General features: G+C 69.1%; 12 protein-coding genes. 11 read left to right on the top strand and 1 reads right to left on the bottom strand.

Annotation, left to right across the window (positions count from 1 at the left end; genetic code table 11):
* Positions 1–90 precede the first annotated feature (90 nt).
* From H5J26_RS05515 to H5J26_RS32195, 6 genes are all read left to right on the top strand, one after another.
* A complete protein-coding gene (locus tag H5J26_RS05515; protein WP_181764556.1) occupies positions 91–2979 on the top strand; it encodes a vitamin B12-dependent ribonucleotide reductase in 2889 nt (962 codons plus the stop codon).
* A gap of 153 nt (positions 2980–3132) precedes the next feature.
* Positions 3133–3960 carry an SDR family oxidoreductase gene (locus tag H5J26_RS05510; RefSeq protein WP_181764555.1) on the top strand — a complete coding sequence of 276 codons (828 nt, stop codon included), beginning with the start codon at positions 3133–3135 and terminating at the stop codon, positions 3958–3960.
* Between the two features lie 74 nt (positions 3961–4034).
* Positions 4035–4643 (top strand): YdbC family protein, encoded by a 609-nt coding sequence (locus tag H5J26_RS05505; protein ID WP_181764554.1) that lies wholly within the window; start codon positions 4035–4037, stop codon positions 4641–4643.
* A 27-nt stretch (positions 4644–4670) separates the two neighbouring features.
* A complete protein-coding gene (locus H5J26_RS05500; protein ID WP_181764553.1) occupies positions 4671–5330 on the top strand; it encodes a histidine phosphatase family protein in 660 nt (219 codons plus the stop codon).
* Positions 5331–5540: 210 nt separating this feature from the next.
* A complete protein-coding gene (locus H5J26_RS05495; protein WP_181764552.1) occupies positions 5541–6236 on the top strand; it encodes a ribonuclease HII in 696 nt (231 codons plus the stop codon).
* A gap of 363 nt (positions 6237–6599) precedes the next feature.
* Entirely contained in the window at positions 6600–6935 is a 336-nt protein-coding gene (locus tag H5J26_RS32195) for a hypothetical protein (protein WP_309237788.1), read from the top strand.
* 40 nt (positions 6936–6975) lie between these two features.
* On the opposite strand, the gene H5J26_RS05485 is transcribed toward H5J26_RS32195, so the two are convergent.
* Positions 6976–9168: a RecQ family ATP-dependent DNA helicase gene (locus H5J26_RS05485; protein WP_181764550.1), complete on the bottom strand. Its 2193-nt coding sequence runs from the start codon at positions 9166–9168 to the stop codon at positions 6976–6978.
* Positions 9169–9307: 139 nt separating this feature from the next.
* On the opposite strand from H5J26_RS05485, the gene H5J26_RS05480 reads away from it, so the two are divergent.
* The 5 genes from H5J26_RS05480 to H5J26_RS05460 form a co-directional block, all read left to right on the top strand.
* Positions 9308–10558, top strand: a complete 1251-nt coding sequence (locus H5J26_RS05480; RefSeq protein ID WP_181764549.1) for a DUF4192 domain-containing protein — start codon at positions 9308–9310, stop codon at positions 10556–10558.
* A 99-nt stretch (positions 10559–10657) separates the two neighbouring features.
* Positions 10658–12808: a glycogen debranching N-terminal domain-containing protein gene (locus H5J26_RS05475; RefSeq protein ID WP_235980422.1), complete on the top strand. Its 2151-nt coding sequence runs from the start codon at positions 10658–10660 to the stop codon at positions 12806–12808.
* A 94-nt stretch (positions 12809–12902) separates the two neighbouring features.
* The gene (locus H5J26_RS05470) at positions 12903–13649 is read left to right on the top strand and encodes an NUDIX hydrolase (RefSeq protein ID WP_181764548.1); all 747 of its coding nucleotides are present in this window, start codon (positions 12903–12905) and stop codon (positions 13647–13649) included.
* A gap of 117 nt (positions 13650–13766) precedes the next feature.
* Positions 13767–16310 carry an ATP-binding cassette domain-containing protein gene (locus H5J26_RS05465; protein ID WP_181764547.1) on the top strand — a complete coding sequence of 848 codons (2544 nt, stop codon included), beginning with the start codon at positions 13767–13769 and terminating at the stop codon, positions 16308–16310.
* A 132-nt stretch (positions 16311–16442) separates the two neighbouring features.
* The coding region (locus H5J26_RS05460) for a FadR/GntR family transcriptional regulator (protein ID WP_309237787.1) at positions 16443–17401 on the top strand (959 nt) is incomplete at its 3' end.

Raw genomic sequence — 17401 nt, 5'->3', positions numbered from 1 at the left:
CGCCGGCCGACGCAGAGCCATCGGACAAGCAAGGTGCCCCGGGAAGACACGGGGCGCATCGGGGCGTTATGCCCGGTACAGGGAGGCGGAATGACAGAGACGGCCAGCGGCCCAGCACGCGGCGCTCGCGCGAAGGGCGGCAAGGTGAAGACGGGGCTGCGTATCGAGCGCATCCACACGACTCCCGGAGTGCATCCGTACGACGAGGTGACCTGGGAGCGCCGGGACGTCGTCATGACCAACTGGCGTGACGGCTCGGTCAACTTCGAGCAGCGAGGGGTCGAATTCCCCGAGTTCTGGTCGGTGAACGCGGCCAACATCGTCACCAGCAAGTACTTCCGCGGCGCTGTGGGGACTCCGCAGCGGGAGTACAGCCTGAAGCAGCTGATCGACCGCGTGGTGAAGACCTACCGGCGCGGCGGTGAGGAGAACGGTTACTTCGCCTCACCCGAGGACGCGGAGATCTTCGAGCACGAACTTGCCTACGCGGTGCTGCACCAGGTCTTCAGCTTCAACTCCCCTGTCTGGTTCAACGTCGGCACGACCCAGCCCCAGCAGGTCTCGGCCTGCTTCATCCTCTCCGTCGACGACTCCATGGAGTCGATCCTCGACTGGTACAAGGAAGAGGGGATGATCTTCAAGGGCGGGTCCGGCGCGGGGCTCAACCTCTCCCGTATCCGCTCCTCCAAGGAGCTGCTGTCCTCCGGCGGCAACGCCTCCGGCCCCGTCTCCTTCATGCGCGGCGCCGACGCCTCGGCCGGCACCATCAAGTCCGGTGGCGCCACACGCCGTGCCGCCAAGATGGTCGTGCTGGACGTCGACCACCCGGACGTCGAGGCCTTCATCGAGACGAAGGTGAAGGAGGAGGAGAAGATCCGCGCGCTGCGCGACGCGGGCTTCGACATGGACCTGGGCGGGGACGACATCACCTCCGTCCAGTACCAGAACGCCAACAACTCGGTGCGTGTGACCGACGAGTTCATGAAGGCCGTCGAGACCGGCTCGAAGTTCGCGTTGCGCGGCCGCATGACTGGCGAGGTCGTCGAGGAGGTGGACGCCAAGTCGCTCTTCCGCAAGATGGCCGAGGCCGCACACGTCTGCGCCGACCCCGGCATCCAGTACGACGACGCAATCAACCACTGGCACACGTCGCCGGAGTCGGGCCGGATCACCGCCTCCAACCCGTGCAGCGAGTACATGCACCTGGACAACTCGTCCTGCAACCTCGCTTCTTTGAACCTGATGAAGTTCCTGCGTGACGACGACGCGGGCAACCAGTCCTTCGACGCCGAGCGCTTCGCCAAGGTCGTCGAACTGGTCATCACGGCGATGGACATCTCCATCTGCTTCGCCGACTTCCCGACGCAGAAGATCGGCGAAACCACCCGGGCCTTCCGCCAGTTGGGCATCGGCTACGCCAACCTCGGCGCGCTCCTCATGGCGACCGGGCACGCCTACGACTCCGACGGCGGTCGTGCCCTCGCCGGGGGGATCACCTCCCTGATGACCGGCACCTCCTACCGGCGCTCCGCCGAACTGGCCGCCGTCGTCGGTCCGTACGAGGGCCACGCGCGCAATGCCGACGCACACGCCCGCGTCATGCGGCAGCACTCGGACGCCAACGCCGCCGCCAAGCGCATGGACGACCTGGACAGCCCGGTCTGGGCCGCGGCCACCGAGGCTTGGCAGGACGTGCTGCGGCTGGGGAAGAAGAACGGCTTCCGCAACGCCCAGGCGTCGGTGCTGGCCCCGACCGGCACCATCGGCCTGATGATGGACTGCGACACCACCGGCGTCGAACCCGACCTGGCCCTGGTCAAGTTCAAGAAGCTGGTCGGCGGCGGGTCGATGCAGATCGTGAACAACACGGTGCCCAAGGCCCTCAAGCGGCTCGGGTACCAGCCGGAGCAGGTGGAGGCGATCGTCGAGTACATCGCCGACCACGGCAACATCATCGACGCGCCTGGGCTGCGGCCCGAGCACTACGACGTGTTCGACTGCGCCATGGGCGAGCGGTCCATCTCGCCGATGGGACACGTACGGATGATGGCGGCGGCACAGCCGTTCCTCTCCGGGGCCATCTCCAAGACCGTGAACATGCCTGCGTCCTCCAGCGTCGAGGACGTCGAGGAGATCTATCTCCAGGGCTGGAAGCTCGGCACCAAGGCGCTCGCCGTCTACGTCGAGAACTCCAAGGTGGGTCAGCCGCTCTCCGCCAAGCGCAAGGAGGAGAAGGCAGAGGCCGAGCCGGAGAAGGTCATCGAGTACCGGCCCGTGCGGCATCGGCTGCCCAAGGGCCGTCCCGGCATCACCACCTCCTTCACGGTGGGCGGCGCCGAGGGCTACATGACCGCGAACTCCTACCCGGACGACGGTCTCGGCGAGGTCTTCCTGAAGATGTCCAAGCAGGGTTCGACCCTCGCGGGCATGATGGACGCCTTCTCGATCGCCGTCTCGGTCGGCCTCCAGTACGGGGTGCCGCTGGAGACGTACGTCTCGAAGTTCACCAACATGCGCTTCGAGCCGGCGGGGATGACGGACGACCCGGACGTGCGCATGGCGCAGTCCATCGTCGACTACATCTTCCGTCGACTGGCCCTGGACTTCCTGCCCTTCGAGACCCGCTCGGCTCTGGGCATCCACTCCGCCGGCGAGCGGCAGCGCCACCTGGAGACGGGGTCCTACGAACCGTCCGAGGACGAACTCGACGTGGAGGGCCTCGCCCAGTCCGCGCCGAAGGCCGAGACGGTGAAGGAAGCCAAGCAGAAGGCCAAGGAGGAAGCCAAGGCAGAGGGGATCAGCGAATCCCAGGCGGCGACTCCGGCGCCCGGCGGAGCGCACAACTCCACGGAGCTGATGGAGATGCAGCTCGGTCTGAGCGCGGACGCGCCTCTGTGCTTCTCCTGCGGTACGAAGATGCGCCGTGCGGGCAGCTGCTACCTCTGCGAGGGCTGCGGCTCGACCAGCGGGTGCAGCTGATTCGGCAACGCGGTCGGCACTGCCGAGAGGCAGCGGCTGACCGCTGAGGAGTGACGCCGACGAGGCGGGGACCGGCACAGCGCCGGCCCCCGCCTCGTCTCGTTCCACCGGTGCGGTGCGCGCCGGCCGAGGCAGAAGCGGAGGATGAGCGGGATGAGTGTCGGAGACGGTCTGCCTGTACTGGTCACCGGCGGCACGGGCACCCTCGGCCGCGTCGTCGTGGCGCGGCTGCAGCGGGAGGGGAAGACGGTGCGGGTGCTCAGCCGCCGCGAGCGTCCGGAGACGGGCGGAGGAATCGCGGTTGACGGGACGGAAGCCCCGGCCGCCCCGGAGTGGGTCACCGGGGATCTCAACACCGGTGACGGACTCGTGGCAGCGGTGACCGGTGTCGGCAGCATCATTCACTGCGCCACGAGCGGATCGCAGAAGGACGTCCAAGAAGCGCGACGCCTGATCGAGGCCGTACGGGAGGCGGGTGTCAGCCCGCATCTGGTCTACATCTCCATCGTCGGAGTCGATCGCGTGCCCTTCTTCTACTACCGGGCGAAGCTCGCGACGGAAGAGGTCGTCCAGGAGAGCGGGCTTCCGTGGACGGTGCTGCGCGCCACCCAGTTCCACGATCTGATCGCGCGGCTCACCACGGTCCAGCGCTTGCTGCCGGTCACGCTCTGTCCGCGGGGGTTCTCCTTCCAGCCGGTCGACGTGAGCGAGGTGGCTGGCCGGCTGATCGAGCTGGCGTCCGGCCCGGCCGCGGGGCGGGTGGCCGACATGGGCGGTCCGGAGGTACGCACTGCCCGCGAGCTTGCGCAGCTCACACTGCACGCCTACGGGTTGCGGCGCCCAGTCGTGCCGGTGCCGCTGCCCGGCAAGGCGGCTCGCGCCTACCGGGCGGGGCACCACATGACCCCTGAGCACGCAGTGGGGCGCATCGCTTACGCGCAGTATCTGAAGGACAAGGCCGCCCGCCCGGCCTGGCAGTGATCCGGCACGCAGCGCGGCTCGCCGCAGCACCATATGCGTACGGCTCGTCACTCCGTTGGCCGTACGATAGCGCGGTGCTGGTCAAGTGGATGCGCTGCACCGTGGTGGACCGTCGGGGGTTCGAGCGGGGGCAGCGGAAGTGGGCGGGGCTGCTCGGCGAGCCGGGATTCCGGGGGCAGGGCGGCGGCTGGAGCCGTGCCCGTGACGGTGTGGCACACCTCTTCGGGTTCTGGGAGAGCCGTGCCTTCTACGACTCCTTCATGGCCCGCTCCCACGACCGGCTGCACGCCGCCCAAGTCGGCACCTACAAGGACATGCGAGTGCGGCTCTTCGAGTACCGCTTCGACGTGAAGACGGGCTTCCGCCCCGTGTTCGCGGACGCGGACCTGCTCCGGGTCGCCCACTGCCGCGTTCGCGGCGACCGGATCGAGCACTACACGCTGATGCAGGAGAAGGTCTGGAATCCCGCGATGGCGGGGTCGCCGGGCATGCTGCGCGGGGTCTTCACGCAGGCTCAGGCCGAGGACGAGTTCATGGTGCTCTCCATGTGGGACTCCGCGGCGGAGCACGGCAAATACCGCACGGAACGCGTCGAACGACTCGCGCTGCGTGCGCAGCTCGGCGCGGATGTGACCGGAATTGCCGGAGATGTGATCGACCTTGAGCCGTCCTGGACGGTCTGACGTTTCCGGGGACCCTAGAGTGGCCACATGGCACGACCGCGTCGCATTGTCCTGGTCCGGCACGGTGAGTCGGAGGGGAACGACGACGACACCATCTATGAGCGTGTGCCCGATCATGCTCTGGCTCTGACCGCCCGGGGTGTCCGTCAGGCGGAGGAGACGGGGGAGCGGATTCGCAAGCTCTTCGGGCAGGAGCGCGTCTCCGCCTACGTCTCGCCGTACCGGCGCACCCACCAGACTCTTACGGCCTTCGGCCTCGACCCCGCCCTCCTGCGCGTCCAGGAAGAGCCGCGGCTCCGGGAGCAGGACTGGGGCAACTGGCAGGACCGCGAGGACGTGCGGAAGCAGAAGGCCTACAGGGACGCCTACGGTCACTTCTTCTACCGCTTCGCGCAGGGCGAGTCCGGGGCGGACGTCTACGACAGAGCCGGTGCCTTCCTGGAGAGCCTGTGGCGCAGCTTCGAGCGGCCGGACCACCCGCCGAACGTCCTGATCGTCACCCACGGACTGACCATGCGGCTGTTCTGCATGCGATGGCTCCACTGGTCGGTGGCGGAATTCGAGTCGCTGTCGAATCCCGGCAACGCGGAGACGCGTACGCTTGAACTGGGGAAGGACGGGCGCTACCACCTCGACCGTCCCTTCGAGCAATGGTGCATCCCGCGCCCGTACGGCCCCGAGATCTGAAGTCGCCCCAGTGAACGCCGAATCATGAACGATCGACCTCAAGCCCTTGAATCCGACGGCCCGTTGAGCACTTCGAGCCTCGGTTCGGACGGTCATGGCGAGGTCGAACGGGGCGGCCCCACGGAACCACCGACCGGTGACGGCAGCGCACACGGTGATGGCATCCCTGACCGGCCCGTCGCGGAGAGCTCGCGCTACGCTGAGCCCGCCATGCCCTTCGAACCTCCCACGCACCGTGTCGAGCGGTCGATCCGCGCCACCACGGGTGCCAAAATCATCGCCGGAATCGACGAAGTGGGCCGTGGTGCCTGGGCGGGGCCGGTGACCGTGTGCGCTGCCGTCACCGGGCTGCGGCGCCCTCCCGAGGGACTCACCGACTCCAAGCTCCTCACCGTCAAGAGGCGTACGGCACTTGCGCAGGTGCTCAACGGATGGGTCTCGGCGCACGCTCTCGGTCACGCGTCCTCGGAGGAGATTGACGAGTTGGGCATGACGGCGTCGCTGCGTCTGGCGGCGGGGCGCGCACTCGAAGCCCTTCCGGTGCAGCCTGACGCGGTCATTCTCGACGGCAACCACGACTACCTCGGCCCGCCTTGGCGCGTGCGGACCGTGATCAAGGGCGACCAGTCCTGCATCTCCGTGGCGGCGGCTTCCGTCCTGGCGAAGGTGCGCCGGGACGCCCTGATGGCCGAACTCGGCTCCGATCACGCCGACTTCGCCTTCCAGGACAACGCGGGGTACCCCTCGCCCGTACACAAGACCGCTCTGAGGGCGCTCGGGCCCACGCCCTATCACCGGCTGTCCTGGGCATTCATGGACGCGCTGCCTCGCTGGCACCATCTCAAGCGCGTTCGGGTCGATCCGGCCGAACAGAACCCTCTGGCCGAGCAGATCGGGTTCTTCTGAACCGGTGCGGCCGTCTCCGGAAGTGAGCAGCTGAACCCGCTTACGGGCCTCGCACCATTGTTTGATAGACATCACCTCATGCCTCTCACCCCCGAGGAGCCACAGATTCGCGAGAGTGTCCCAGGCCCCCGCAACGCGACGGCCACGGCCCGGACCCCGCAGGCTCCCCGCCCCGCAGCACCCGTTCCCGGCCCACGAACCGCATCGCGCCCTGCACCGCCCCGTTCGGACAGCAAGGGACCAACGCCCGGCCGCCCCGGCACAGTTCGCAGTGGTGGCCCGTCCTCGGCGGCGCGCGCCACCGGAGCGTCTTCCGCTCCCACCGCGCAGATCGAACTGGTCGCCGCCGCCGACGCGACAACCGTGGACGTAGCGGACGAGACCGTGGACAACCTTCTCGACAACGGCTCCGCGCCAGGTGACATCCTGCTTGCCACCACCGGCGACCAGCACCCATGGGCTCAGCACGAACTCTCCTTCGGTGAGGACGCCTACTGGCGTCAACTTGCTGAGGGTGGTGATGTCTTCTGCGTACACACCACCGCGCTGTCGCATGTTCCGCAGAGGACCGTCGTGGTCCTCGCCGTCAACGGCGGTACGGACGCCGAGGTGGCCGAGGCTCTGCCCGCGGCGCTGGCGAAGGCGAAGCGGCGTATGGTCGTCTGCGGCGATCCGCAGCGGCTGCGCAACCTCCTCTGAGACCGCGACCTCCTCGGACCGCGCCTCGCTCCCGGGTCAGTCAAGCCTGGACTGCGAGAACAAGCGGCAGCACCTGCTCCGCCCCGGCCTCACGCAGCAGTCGAGCCGCGACTGCGAGCGTCCACCCGGTCTCGGTGAAGTCGTCCACCAGCAGCACCGGGCCGCCTGCTTCCGCGACGGACTGAGCGAGCGGTGCCGGAAGCGTCAGCGTCCCGTGGAGCGCGCGGAGGCGCTGGGCTCCGTTGCTGCGGGCTGGTGCGACAGGAGGTGTGCCCTCCGCGTACGTCACCGTGCCCAGGAGCGGGATGCGGCCGACTTCCGAGATCCGTTCACCGAGTGAGCGCACCAGCCGTGGGCGCGCCCTGGAGTCGACGGTGACCACGCCGACGGGACGGGCGCTCGCATCCGTGACCCCCGGGGCCCAACCTCCCGGGCCCTTGGCCCAGTCGGCCAGCACCTCGACGGCGGCCCCCGCGACGTCATCGGGCACCGGCCCGTCCTCGGCCTGCGGGGCGAGCAGCGGCCGGAGCCTGTTGCCCCAGCCGATGTCCGAGAGCCGTCCGAGCGCCCGGCCCGTGGCTGCCTGCTGGCCGGGTGGGATCCGCCCCTTCAACTGGACGCCGATCGAGGGCAGCCCGGTCGGCCACATCTTCCGTGGCTCCACGCCCACTCCGGGCCGGGCCAGCTCTCCCCGCGCCGCGTCCAGCGTCGCACCGGCGACCTCGGGTGCGAAGCGGGCTCCCGAGCAGTTGTCGCAGCGTCCGCATGGAGCTGCGTCATCGTCGTCGAGCTGGAGGCGCAGAAACTCCATCCGGCACTTCGTCGTCGCTGCGTACTCCCTCATGGCCTGCTGCTCGGACTCCCGTTGCCGCGCCACCCATGCGTACCGCTCCGCGTCGTAGGACCAAGGCCGGCCCGTGACCGTCCAGCCGCCGCGCACCCGTCGCACAGCGCCGTCCACGTCGAGGACCTTGAGCATGGTCTCCAGCCGTGAACGGCGCAGCTCGACCTGTGGCTCGAGTGCCTGGAGGGACAACGGCCGGTCGGCCGCTCCCAGCACCTCGAGCGTCCTTCGCACCTGTTCTTCCCCTGGGAATGCGAGCGAGGCGAAGTAACGCCAGATCGCCTCGTCCTCCGGCCCCGGCAGCAGCAGGACCTCCGCATGCTCCACGCCGCGGCCCGCCCGGCCCACCTGCTGGTAGTAGGCGATGGGGGAGGAGGGCGATCCGAGATGGACGACGAACCCCAGGTCGGACTTGTCGAAGCCCATGCCCAGAGCAGAGGTGGCGACCAGGGCCTTGACCCGGTTCTCCAGAAGATCGGTCTCGGCAGCTTCCCGCTCGGTGTTCTCCGTCTTGCCCGTGTAGGAGGCGACCTTGTGTCCCTGCCCGCGGAGGAACGCGGTCACTTCCTCCGCGGCAGCGACGGTGAGCGTGTAGACGATGCCGGAGCCCGGCAGCTTCTCCAGGTGGTCCGCGAGCCATGCCATGCGATGGCCCGCGTCGGGCAGTTGAAGAACACCGAGGCTGAGACTCTTCCGGTCCAGCGGGCCCCGCAGCACGAGCGCGGCGCCGTCGCTCTCGGTCGAGCCGCCCTCTTCCGGTGCGGCACCCGTACCGAGTTGTTCGGCGACGTCAGCGGTGACGCGGGCGTTGGCGGTGGCCGTGGTCGCCAGCACGGGCACTCCTCGCGGCAGCTCGGCGAGCATGGTGCGAAGCCGCCGATAGTCCGGGCGGAAATCGTGGCCCCAGTCGGAGATGCAGTGCGCCTCGTCCACGACGAGCAGCCCTGTGGCGGCGGTGAGTTCCGGCAGGACCTGGTCGCGGAAGTCGGGGTTGTTGAGCCGCTCCGGACTCACGAGAAGCACGTCGACGGAGCCCTCGGTGATCTCGGCCTGGACGGCCTCCCACTCCTCGGTGTTGGCGGAGTTGATGGTGCGGGCGCGGATGCCGGCCCGCTCTGCCGCCGCCACCTGGTTGCGCATCAGAGCAAGCAGCGGCGAGACGATGACGGTGGGGCCGCTGCCCCGCGCTCGCAGCAGTGCCGTCGCCACGAAGTACACCGCCGACTTGCCCCATCCGGTGCGCTGGACCACCAGAGCGCGCCGCCGCTCGGCGACCAACGCCTCGATCGCCCGCCACTGGTCCTCGCGCAGCCGGGCATCGCCAGTGGTGTTACTGACCAGACGGGAGAGGACGGCGTCGGCCTCGAAGCGCAGCTCTGTGTCGTTCATGCCCCCATGCAACCGGATGGCGCGGTGTCCGACGAACAGGCCTGTGGACAAGTAGCCGTCTGTAGTACAAGAAGTACAAACGGCGCCAGCTGTGGATAACTGCGGACGGATGTCCCGCCGAGTCCGGCACGGTCGTGGCATGACACAGCGAGAGAGCGAACAGCGCGGTCACGGCGATGAGTCCGGTCACGGCGAGCAGGGCGGAAGCACACACTCTCCTGGCGGTTCCTCAGCAAGGGCACGGACTGAGATCGCCCTTCGGGGCCCGGCCGAACTGGCAGACGCCCTGCCGTACCTGCTCGGTTTCTATCCCGACGACTCCATCGTGGTCGTCGCTCTGCACGGAGCCCGCGGCCGCTTCGGCGGGCGGATCAGAATCGGAATCCCCGCGGCCCCCGACGAGTGGTGCTCCGTCTCCGCTCAGATCGCAGCGTGCCTCGAGGACGACGTGAAGTCGAAAGGCGGGCGCCCGGACGGCGCCATCGTCTTCCTCTGCAAGGACCCGGCCGACGGGGAGAGCGGCAACGCAGTGATGGAACGTCTGCGTCCCTTGGCCCAGGCGCTGCGCAGGGCCTGCGGCAAGCGCGAGATGCCGGTCTATGAGGCGTTGTGTCTCTCTGCCGGCGCCTATTGGTCCTACTGCTGCCCCGATGGCGCTTGTTGTCCGGCCGAAGGCCGGCCTCTCGGGCCTCCCGGCACGTCGGCGATGGCCGCGGCCGCCACGTACGCGGGAATTCAAGTGCGGGGCTCCCTGCGGCAGATGGAGGGCAGGCTGACAGCTCTCGGAGCGAAGGCTGCTGAGGCCCAGGAGCAAGCGCTGGACTCCGCGAGCACGGCCCTCGTCCCCCGCATGCTCGCGTCGGACGGTCGTGACGTGGTGGGGCGGGAGACGCTTCTCCTCGCGGAAAAGCTTCTGGCCCGGTTCCGGAGGACCGAGCCGAAGGAGCTCGAAGAAGCCATCGCGGACGCTCACGACGACAGCCTCGTGAGCCATGAGGACGCGGCGACGATGATTCTGGGGCTTCAGGACCGAAGGACTCGCGACCGTGCAGCAGAGTGGATGGAAGGCTCCGATGCGGGCCCGGCCCTGCGGTTGTGGCGGGCCCTGGCTCGACGCTGCGTCGGGCCTTACACCGAGCACGCCGCCGCCCCACTGACGCTTGCGGGATGGGTCGCATGGTCCGCCGGAGACGAGCCCGCCGCCCGGGTCGCTCTGGACCGCGCGCTGCGAAGCGACCCCGACTACGTCTTCGCTCAGCTCCTCCACCGGGCGTTCAACGACGGCATGGATCCGGAGCCTCTGCGTCGGTGCATGCGCAAGGAGCGTGCCGCCCGTGGGGCGGAGCCGAAGCGCGGGGGCACGGTGCCGGCGCCGCGAACAGCCCCGTGACCTGCACGCCTGTCAGCACGTTCATTGAGTGCAGACGCCGCTCATCCCACGAACCCGGCCGCGGCCGGGACCACAGACCGGAAGCGGAGGAACGCCCACATGTCCACGACGTCGCAGTCGACTTCGTCCAAGTCGAGCTCCCCGGAGCCGAGCAGGCAGGACACGATGGCCCGAGGCCATTCAGAGCAGGGCGGGGGATTGGCCGCGGCCACCGCGCGTGAGCGGGGCCGCTCACGGTCGGCGCCGATTCCCAGAGCGGCGGAACATCAGTACGCGCACACGGCGCTGATCTGTGTCGCCGCGCCTCACCTCGCGGTCTCGAGCGAGCACGGTCAGCTGACCGGTTCCGGTATGGAGGGCATCTACTGCGCCGGGCGGCGGGTGGTCTCACGCTGCCAGTTGCTCATCGGCGGTCTGGAGCCGGTGCCTCTCCAGGGCCGCATGATCAATGCCGCCCAAGCTCGCTTCATCTCCTCGGCGCGGACCATCGTCGGCCACGGCCCCGACCCGGAAATCGTCGTCGAACGACTGCGCTCAGCCGACGGGGGTGAACGGATCAGCGTCCGCAACGCCGGCGGACGGCCGGTGAGACTGCCGGTCGAGCTGCGGATGGGCACGGACCTCGCAGAGCTCTCCGCCATCGCCGTCGGGAAGACCGGACCTGAACTCACCGCCTCCGTCCATGGTTCAGGTCTGTCGTGGACCGCGGAGGGCCTCCGTGCAAGCGTTGCGGTGGAGCCTCAGCCCGACACCGTTTGGGCGGGACTGGGGCTGATGAAGTGGGACTGGGAACTCGAACCTGGCGCCAACCGCACCATCGTCCTCAGCACCGAACTCGCCCAGCCTCCCACCGACACGGCCCCCGGCGGCAAGCGCGCCGGAAGGAGCCGAGCCCCCGATCCCCGTGAAGTCCGAAGACCGCCACGCGTCTGGCACGGAGCCCGCGCGGGAGGCGAGGACCGGAGAGTTGCAGCCCTGTTCCGTGCGGCCCTCGATGACGCGAACGCGCTGCTGATGGTCGACGAGACCGTCCCCTCCGACCTGCACATGGCGGCCGGGGTCCCCTGGCGCTGCGCTCTCGCTCCAGCTGATTCACTGCGCGCGGCGCGGATGCTGCTTCCTCTCGGCACCCGCCTCGCTGCGGGAACCTTGCGCACACTCGCCCGCAGCCAGCACACGGAGCCGGGCCGGGACTTCGGACGTCTGCCCGGATCTCTTCGTGACGCCGGACCGTACGCACCTCCCAGCTGCACCGGTACGGAGGCCACGCTGCTCTTTCCTACGGTGCTGGCAGAAGCCTGGCGTTGGGGACTGCCCGAAAGCGAAACCGAGCAACTGCTGCCTGCGGCCGAACGCTGCCTCCAGTGGCTGCTCCGCACGGCAGAGGACGACATCTACGTTGCCGACCCCGCGCCGGACGGCCCGTTCCGGTGCGAGGTGCAGGCCGGCGCTCACAGGGCGGCGCTGATCGGTGCTGAGCTTCTCGACGCCTGCGGAGGCGACGGGGGAGGCGAGTTGAGGGACTGGGCGGCGACAATGCGAGGCCGATTCCAGAAGGAGTTCTGGCATGAGGACGGCAGGGTAGGCAGGCCCCTGGCCTTGATCACCCCGAGCGGAGCTGCGAAGACGTATCTGGGCTGCGCCGCAGTGGAACTGCTCGACACGGGCCTGGCCGGAGGCGGACGTCCGGGCGACGGCTTGCTCACCACACCCCAGACCGAGCAGCTCTGCCGACTGCTCTCAGGGCCTCATCTGGACTCCGGTTGGGGGCTGCGGAGCCTCGACGACCGCGAGGAGAGACACAATCCGTTCGGGCATCGCAGCGGTGCCGTACGGGCCCAGGAATCCGTGACGGCGGTGGCCGGGCTTGCCGCAGCCGGCCATGAGCAGGAGGCGGCGTCGCTGCTGCGCGGCGTGCTGGACGCGGCGGGAGTGTTCGGCCTGCGGCTGCCAGAGATGTACGCCGTCGAGCCGGGCGCCGCGACGCGAGTGCCTCTTCCGCATCCAGCGGCCTGCAGGCCCGCCGCGGTCGCGGCTGCCGGCGTCATCCAGTTGCTCATCACGCTCGCCGGGGTACGCCCCGATGTTCCAGGAGGTGCGGTCTGCGTGCGCCCCTTGGCGCCTGCGCCCCTGGGCGCCGTCGAGTTCACCGGGCTACGGATTGCCGGAGGGCCGTTCTCCGTCCGGGTGAGCAGTGACGGCACTGGAAGCGTCGGGGGAGCTGCCAGGGCTTTGCGACCCGTCGGCTGACCACTCCGGAAACGCTCTGACGAACGGGAGTTGTGGTCGGCGAGGTGCCTGAGAACAGCGTGTTTATCGTCAGGGAGACGACTAAGATCACGTCATGCCCTACGATCCGTCGGCCTTCCCTCCCTTTGCCGTCACCGTCGACCTCGTGGTGCTCACAGTGCGCAGACATGCGCTCTGCGCACTTGTCGTACGTCGAGGCGAAGCCCCGTACCAGGGAATGTGGGCGTTGCCGGGGGGCTTCGTCCGCGCGGACGAGGATCTCGCATCCGCTGCCGCGCGGGAACTCACGGAGGAAACAGGACTGCGGGCCCACGAGCAGGACAACAGGACACCGGGAGCCCACCTCGAACAACTCGCCACCTATGGCGATCCCGACCGGGACCCGCGGATGCGGGTCGTCAGCGTGGCCCACCTGGCGCTCGCACCCGACCTGCCTTCCCCCACCCCAGGTGGGGACGCTCGCAGTGCCCGGTGGGCGCAGGCGGACGCCCTGCTCGGTTTCGGAGACTCGGACGGGGAATCAAAGACGCCGCTGGCTTTCGACCACGACGAGATCCTGGCCGCAGGTGTTGAGCGGGCCCGTTCAAAGATCGAATACTCCTCGCTCGCCACCGCCTTCTGCCCGCCGGAATTCACCGTGGGGGAACTGCGCAGGGTCTATGAGGCGGTGTGGGGCGTGGCTCTCGACCCGCGCAACTTCCACCGCAAAGTGACGGGCACCCCTGGCTTCCTGGTCCCCAGCGGCGGGACGACCACGCGTCAGGGAGGCCGCCCGGCGCAGCTGTTCCGCGCCGGCGGCGCCACGCTGCTGAACCCCCCGATGTTGCGTCCCGAGGCCTGAGGGGCCGGGAGCTGCCCCGGAAGGGGACTTGGCCGGGCAGGGCATATTGCCCGGAAAGCCCGACATGTCGCGTTATCTTGCGTGGATGCGTCCCCCACGCTTTCCGCGGGAGAAGCGATGATCCAGGCCATCGGCCTCACCACCTTGCCCCGCCGTCACCAACTGAAGCCGACCGTCGACGACCTCACCTTCGAGGCTCGTCCCGGCCGTGTCACCGTGCTTCTGGGGTCTGAGGGTTCGGGCAAGACAAGCGCCCTGCGTCTCATGCTCCAGCTCCAGCCTGGGCGCGGTATCGCCCTGTTCCGTGGCCGCCCTGTGCAACGGGTCGCCCACCTCGCCCGTGAGGTGGGCGTGTTGCTGGGCGAGGTCCCGGGGCATCCAGGGCGTACCGCACGTGGCCATCTGCGTATGCTCGCTGCGGTTGCCGGAGTTCCCGCCGACCGAGCGGACGACGTGCTCGACGTCGTCGGCCTCAGCGGCCTCGCCGACCAGCGATTGGGCACCCTCTCGCGCGGAATGGACCGCCGTCTCGGCGTCGCCTGCGCACTGCTGGGAGACCCGCACACGTTGGTCATGGACGAACCCGCCCTGGGTCTCTCCCCCCGCGAGACGAAGTGGCTCTTCTCGCTGCTTCGTGGATACGCGAAGCAGGGCGGCACCGTGCTGGTCACCTCGCACCTGGCCGAAGAAGCAGCCGAACTCGCCGACCGCGTGGTGAGCATCGCCTCCGGACGCCTCATGGCTGATCAGGACGTGACCGACTACGTACGCACCCGGCTCCGGCCACGAGTGGCAGTTCGCACTCCGCACGCCCAGCGCCTCACGGCGGTGCTCACTCAGGAAGCCCGCAAGGCCGGTCACGCGGGACGTGACGCCGGACCGCTCAAGGTCGTCCGCGAAGGCGGCAGCCGAGTCTCGGTGTACGGAAGCAGTTGCGCCGAAGTCGGTGAGTACGCCCACCGGCACGGCATCCTCGTTCACCAACTCACTGACGAGAGAGGGGATGCAGGGGACCTGGAGACACCTGCGCCACTCGACCGTGCTGACGGACGTCCCTCCACGCATCCTTCGTCGGAGCCTTCACCGGACCCCACCCCGGCCGACTCCGCGACACAGGAAACGATGCCTCTGCCGACAGAGCAGAAGCCGGAGGACCTGCTCGGACGCGGGGTCGCCGAACCCGCCGCTTCGGAGACCGGCGACGCTGCGACGGCGCCCGATCTCCCACCGGAGTCAGGGACTTCAGAGCCGGCCGTGTGTGCTCCCGCGACGTCTGCGACGGATCCGGCAACCGAGGCGCTGCAGGTCGAAGAGAGCTCAGCGTCGGCTGCACAGGAGCTCCACGAGGAGCCGGCGATTCCGGCCGAGGAATCGGCGACCGCCGCAACTGACCCCGACACCGAGCCTGTTCCGGCCCTTGTCAACGCCTCCGTAGCCGCCGCCACGTCGACTGCGCACACACCCGAATCCGCCTCCGCGTCTTCATCCACGGCCACGCCCGCCACCGAAGACGCCCCGGCTTCCGCTGCCGGGACCGGTTCTGCACCCGCGCACACGACGTTCTCGAGCGCCCCCGACCACGACTCTGCAACTGCTTCCGCCACCGGCACGCCCCCGGAAGCCACGACTCTCAAGATCAGCGACCGCCCCCTCGTGGACTCCTCCGCCACCCGAGTCACGACTTCTCAACCCCCGCCCAGGGACGCTGTCTCACGGAAGTCGCCGCTTGCCTGGAGTCCGACGCGCATTCCCGCACGCGCCGTCGCCGAGCTCCCCCCACGACTGCACGCAGTCCCGCGTCCCGGACCGGCCGCACCGTTGCGCTACGAGCTGTGCCGTCTGATGAGCCTGAGAATCACCTGGATCACCATGGCCGCCGCGGTCGTGTCGGCACTGGGCATCGCGCTCGTGCTCGCCCGCACCGGCATCGGTCTGCCCAGCACCGGCAGTTCGGTCGCGCCTGCGGTTCGCCTGCTCACGGGGTGGCCGTCGGGAAGTGTCTTCCTGCTTCCTCCCGTTGCCGTCGCCGTCGGACTGCTGGGAGCACTGGCATTCGACGAGGAGTTCCGCTACCCGGCGCTCACGCCCGCCCGTTCGCCCGTGCCGCGCAGAATCAGCCATCTCGCGGCCAAGCTGGCGGTGTCGGCTGGCGTCGCTGTCGTGCTCACTCTCGTGGTCGCCGCCGTCAACGCGGCGGGACTGACCCTCCTCTTCGGCGGCGATGTGCTCGCACTGCCGTCCGAGACCTCCGCTTCGAGTTCCTGGGCCTCCCCGGTCTCGGGCTCCCTCGGGGGAGCGGATCCCTGGCAACTCCACTTCGTGGCGGGGCTCGCCCTTTCCGTCGGCTGCGCCTGGACCGGTCTCCTGGCCGCCGGAATCGTCAGGTCGGCGGCCCTCGGCACGGCGATGGTCGTCGCGGTGCCGGTGCTGATCGCCCCGGCGGTACGGATGTTGCTCGGCGGTTCCTCGGGCCGGTCCCTCGACGGAATGCCGGACCGGCTGGAGTCCTTGCTGCTCGTGCCGTGGCCTTCCGGCGCACAGCGCTGGTTCTCGGCCGCCTTCCAGCTCGCTTCCCAACCGGTGGGCCCCGCACTGGTGTTGTCGCTGACCGCCCTGCTGTTCGCGTACCTCGTCATCGCGGTGCGCAGCAGGACCCGGTGATCAAGACGCAGGTCACTTCGTGAGCGGTCGCGGGCCGTCAACGCACCGCATATGACAGGGAGATGATCCCCGGGTGTCGCATTCCTTCCGATAAGGCGTCAATTATCCGGAAGTCAGCGATCACCCTTTCGTGTGCTTTTCACCAAAGCCCTCAAGGCCGTGCGGAGCGCCGCCGACAAAGGATGCGTGACTACCCTTGCGCACACCATGATGACCGCGGCCCGCTCAGCCGACTCCGGCCTCGCCGGCCCGGGCGAACTCGACCGTTACACGTACGCCGAGTCCTCAGGAACGGCACGCACGACCAGCAACGTCCCCGCCTGGCAGGGCTCGGAGGCCGACATCAACCGCGTCGGCCGGCGCACGGCCGGCAATCGCGGACGCGGTCTGCACGGCCAACTCGTCCAGCAGCTCGGCCAGATGATCGTTTCCGGTGACCTCGGAGCCGACCGTCCGCTGGTGCCGGAGGAGATCGGCCACCGGTTCGAGGTCTCCCGCACCGTCGTCCGCGAATCCCTCCGCGTCCTGGAGGCCAAGGGCCTCGTCAGTGCGAGGCCCAACGTCGGTACCAGGGTGCGTCCCGTCAGTGACTGGAATCTGCTCGACCCCGACATCATCGAGTGGCGTGCCTTCGGTCCGCAGCGCGAGGACCAGCGCCGGGAGTTGCGTGAACTGCGCAGCACCATCGAGCCGTTGGCCGCTCGCCTCGCCGCGGGTCACGTACGGGACGAGGTGCAGCAGCGCCTGGCGGACATGGTCGAGATCATGACGCACGCCCTCGCTCAGGGCGACACGCTCACCTTCTCCAGGGCCGACGCCGAGTTCCACGGTCTGCTGCTGCAGGCAGCCGGGAACCGCATGCTCGAACATCTCTCGGGCATCGTCTCCGCCGCACTCCAGGTCTCCGGTGGCCCTTCCATCGGATGCGAACGTGCGACCGAGGCTTCAATCGGTCACCACCAGCGGGTCGTCGAGGCACTCGGCTCGGGCGAGGCCGGTGCGGCGGAGGCGGCGATGCGTCAGTTGCTCGGTGGACGTGCCGAGGCGGCAGCCCCTCCCGTTCCGCAGTGCAGTCCAACAGCCTGTCGCTG

Origin of the sequence: Streptomyces albidus (ex Kaewkla and Franco 2022) (assembly GCF_013870515.1) — a bacterium.
GTDB classification, from domain to species: domain Bacteria; phylum Actinomycetota; class Actinomycetes; order Streptomycetales; family Streptomycetaceae; genus Streptomyces; species Streptomyces albidus.
Note: the sequence above shows the minus strand (reverse complement) of the source record. Positions and strands in the feature narration are given on the sequence as shown.

What these genes read in the sequence shown, in the direction of transcription:
- H5J26_RS05480 (WP_181764549.1), top strand. Translation starts at nt 9,308, where the DNA reads ATGACACAGCGAGAGAGCGAACAGCGCGGTCACGGCGATGAGTCCGGT.
- H5J26_RS05510 (WP_181764555.1), top strand. Translation starts at nt 3,133, where the DNA reads ATGAGTGTCGGAGACGGTCTGCCTGTACTGGTCACCGGCGGCACGGGC.
- H5J26_RS05470 (WP_181764548.1), top strand. Translation starts at nt 12,903, where the DNA reads ATGCCCTACGATCCGTCGGCCTTCCCTCCCTTTGCCGTCACCGTCGAC.
- H5J26_RS05465 (WP_181764547.1), top strand. Translation starts at nt 13,767, where the DNA reads ATGATCCAGGCCATCGGCCTCACCACCTTGCCCCGCCGTCACCAACTG.
- H5J26_RS05475 (WP_235980422.1), top strand. Translation starts at nt 10,658, where the DNA reads ATGTCCACGACGTCGCAGTCGACTTCGTCCAAGTCGAGCTCCCCGGAG.
- H5J26_RS05515 (WP_181764556.1), top strand. Translation starts at nt 91, where the DNA reads ATGACAGAGACGGCCAGCGGCCCAGCACGCGGCGCTCGCGCGAAGGGC.
- H5J26_RS05500 (WP_181764553.1), top strand. Translation starts at nt 4,671, where the DNA reads ATGGCACGACCGCGTCGCATTGTCCTGGTCCGGCACGGTGAGTCGGAG.
- H5J26_RS05495 (WP_181764552.1), top strand. Translation starts at nt 5,541, where the DNA reads ATGCCCTTCGAACCTCCCACGCACCGTGTCGAGCGGTCGATCCGCGCC.
- H5J26_RS05485 (WP_181764550.1), bottom strand. Translation starts at nt 9,168, where the DNA reads ATGAACGACACAGAGCTGCGCTTCGAGGCCGACGCCGTCCTCTCCCGT.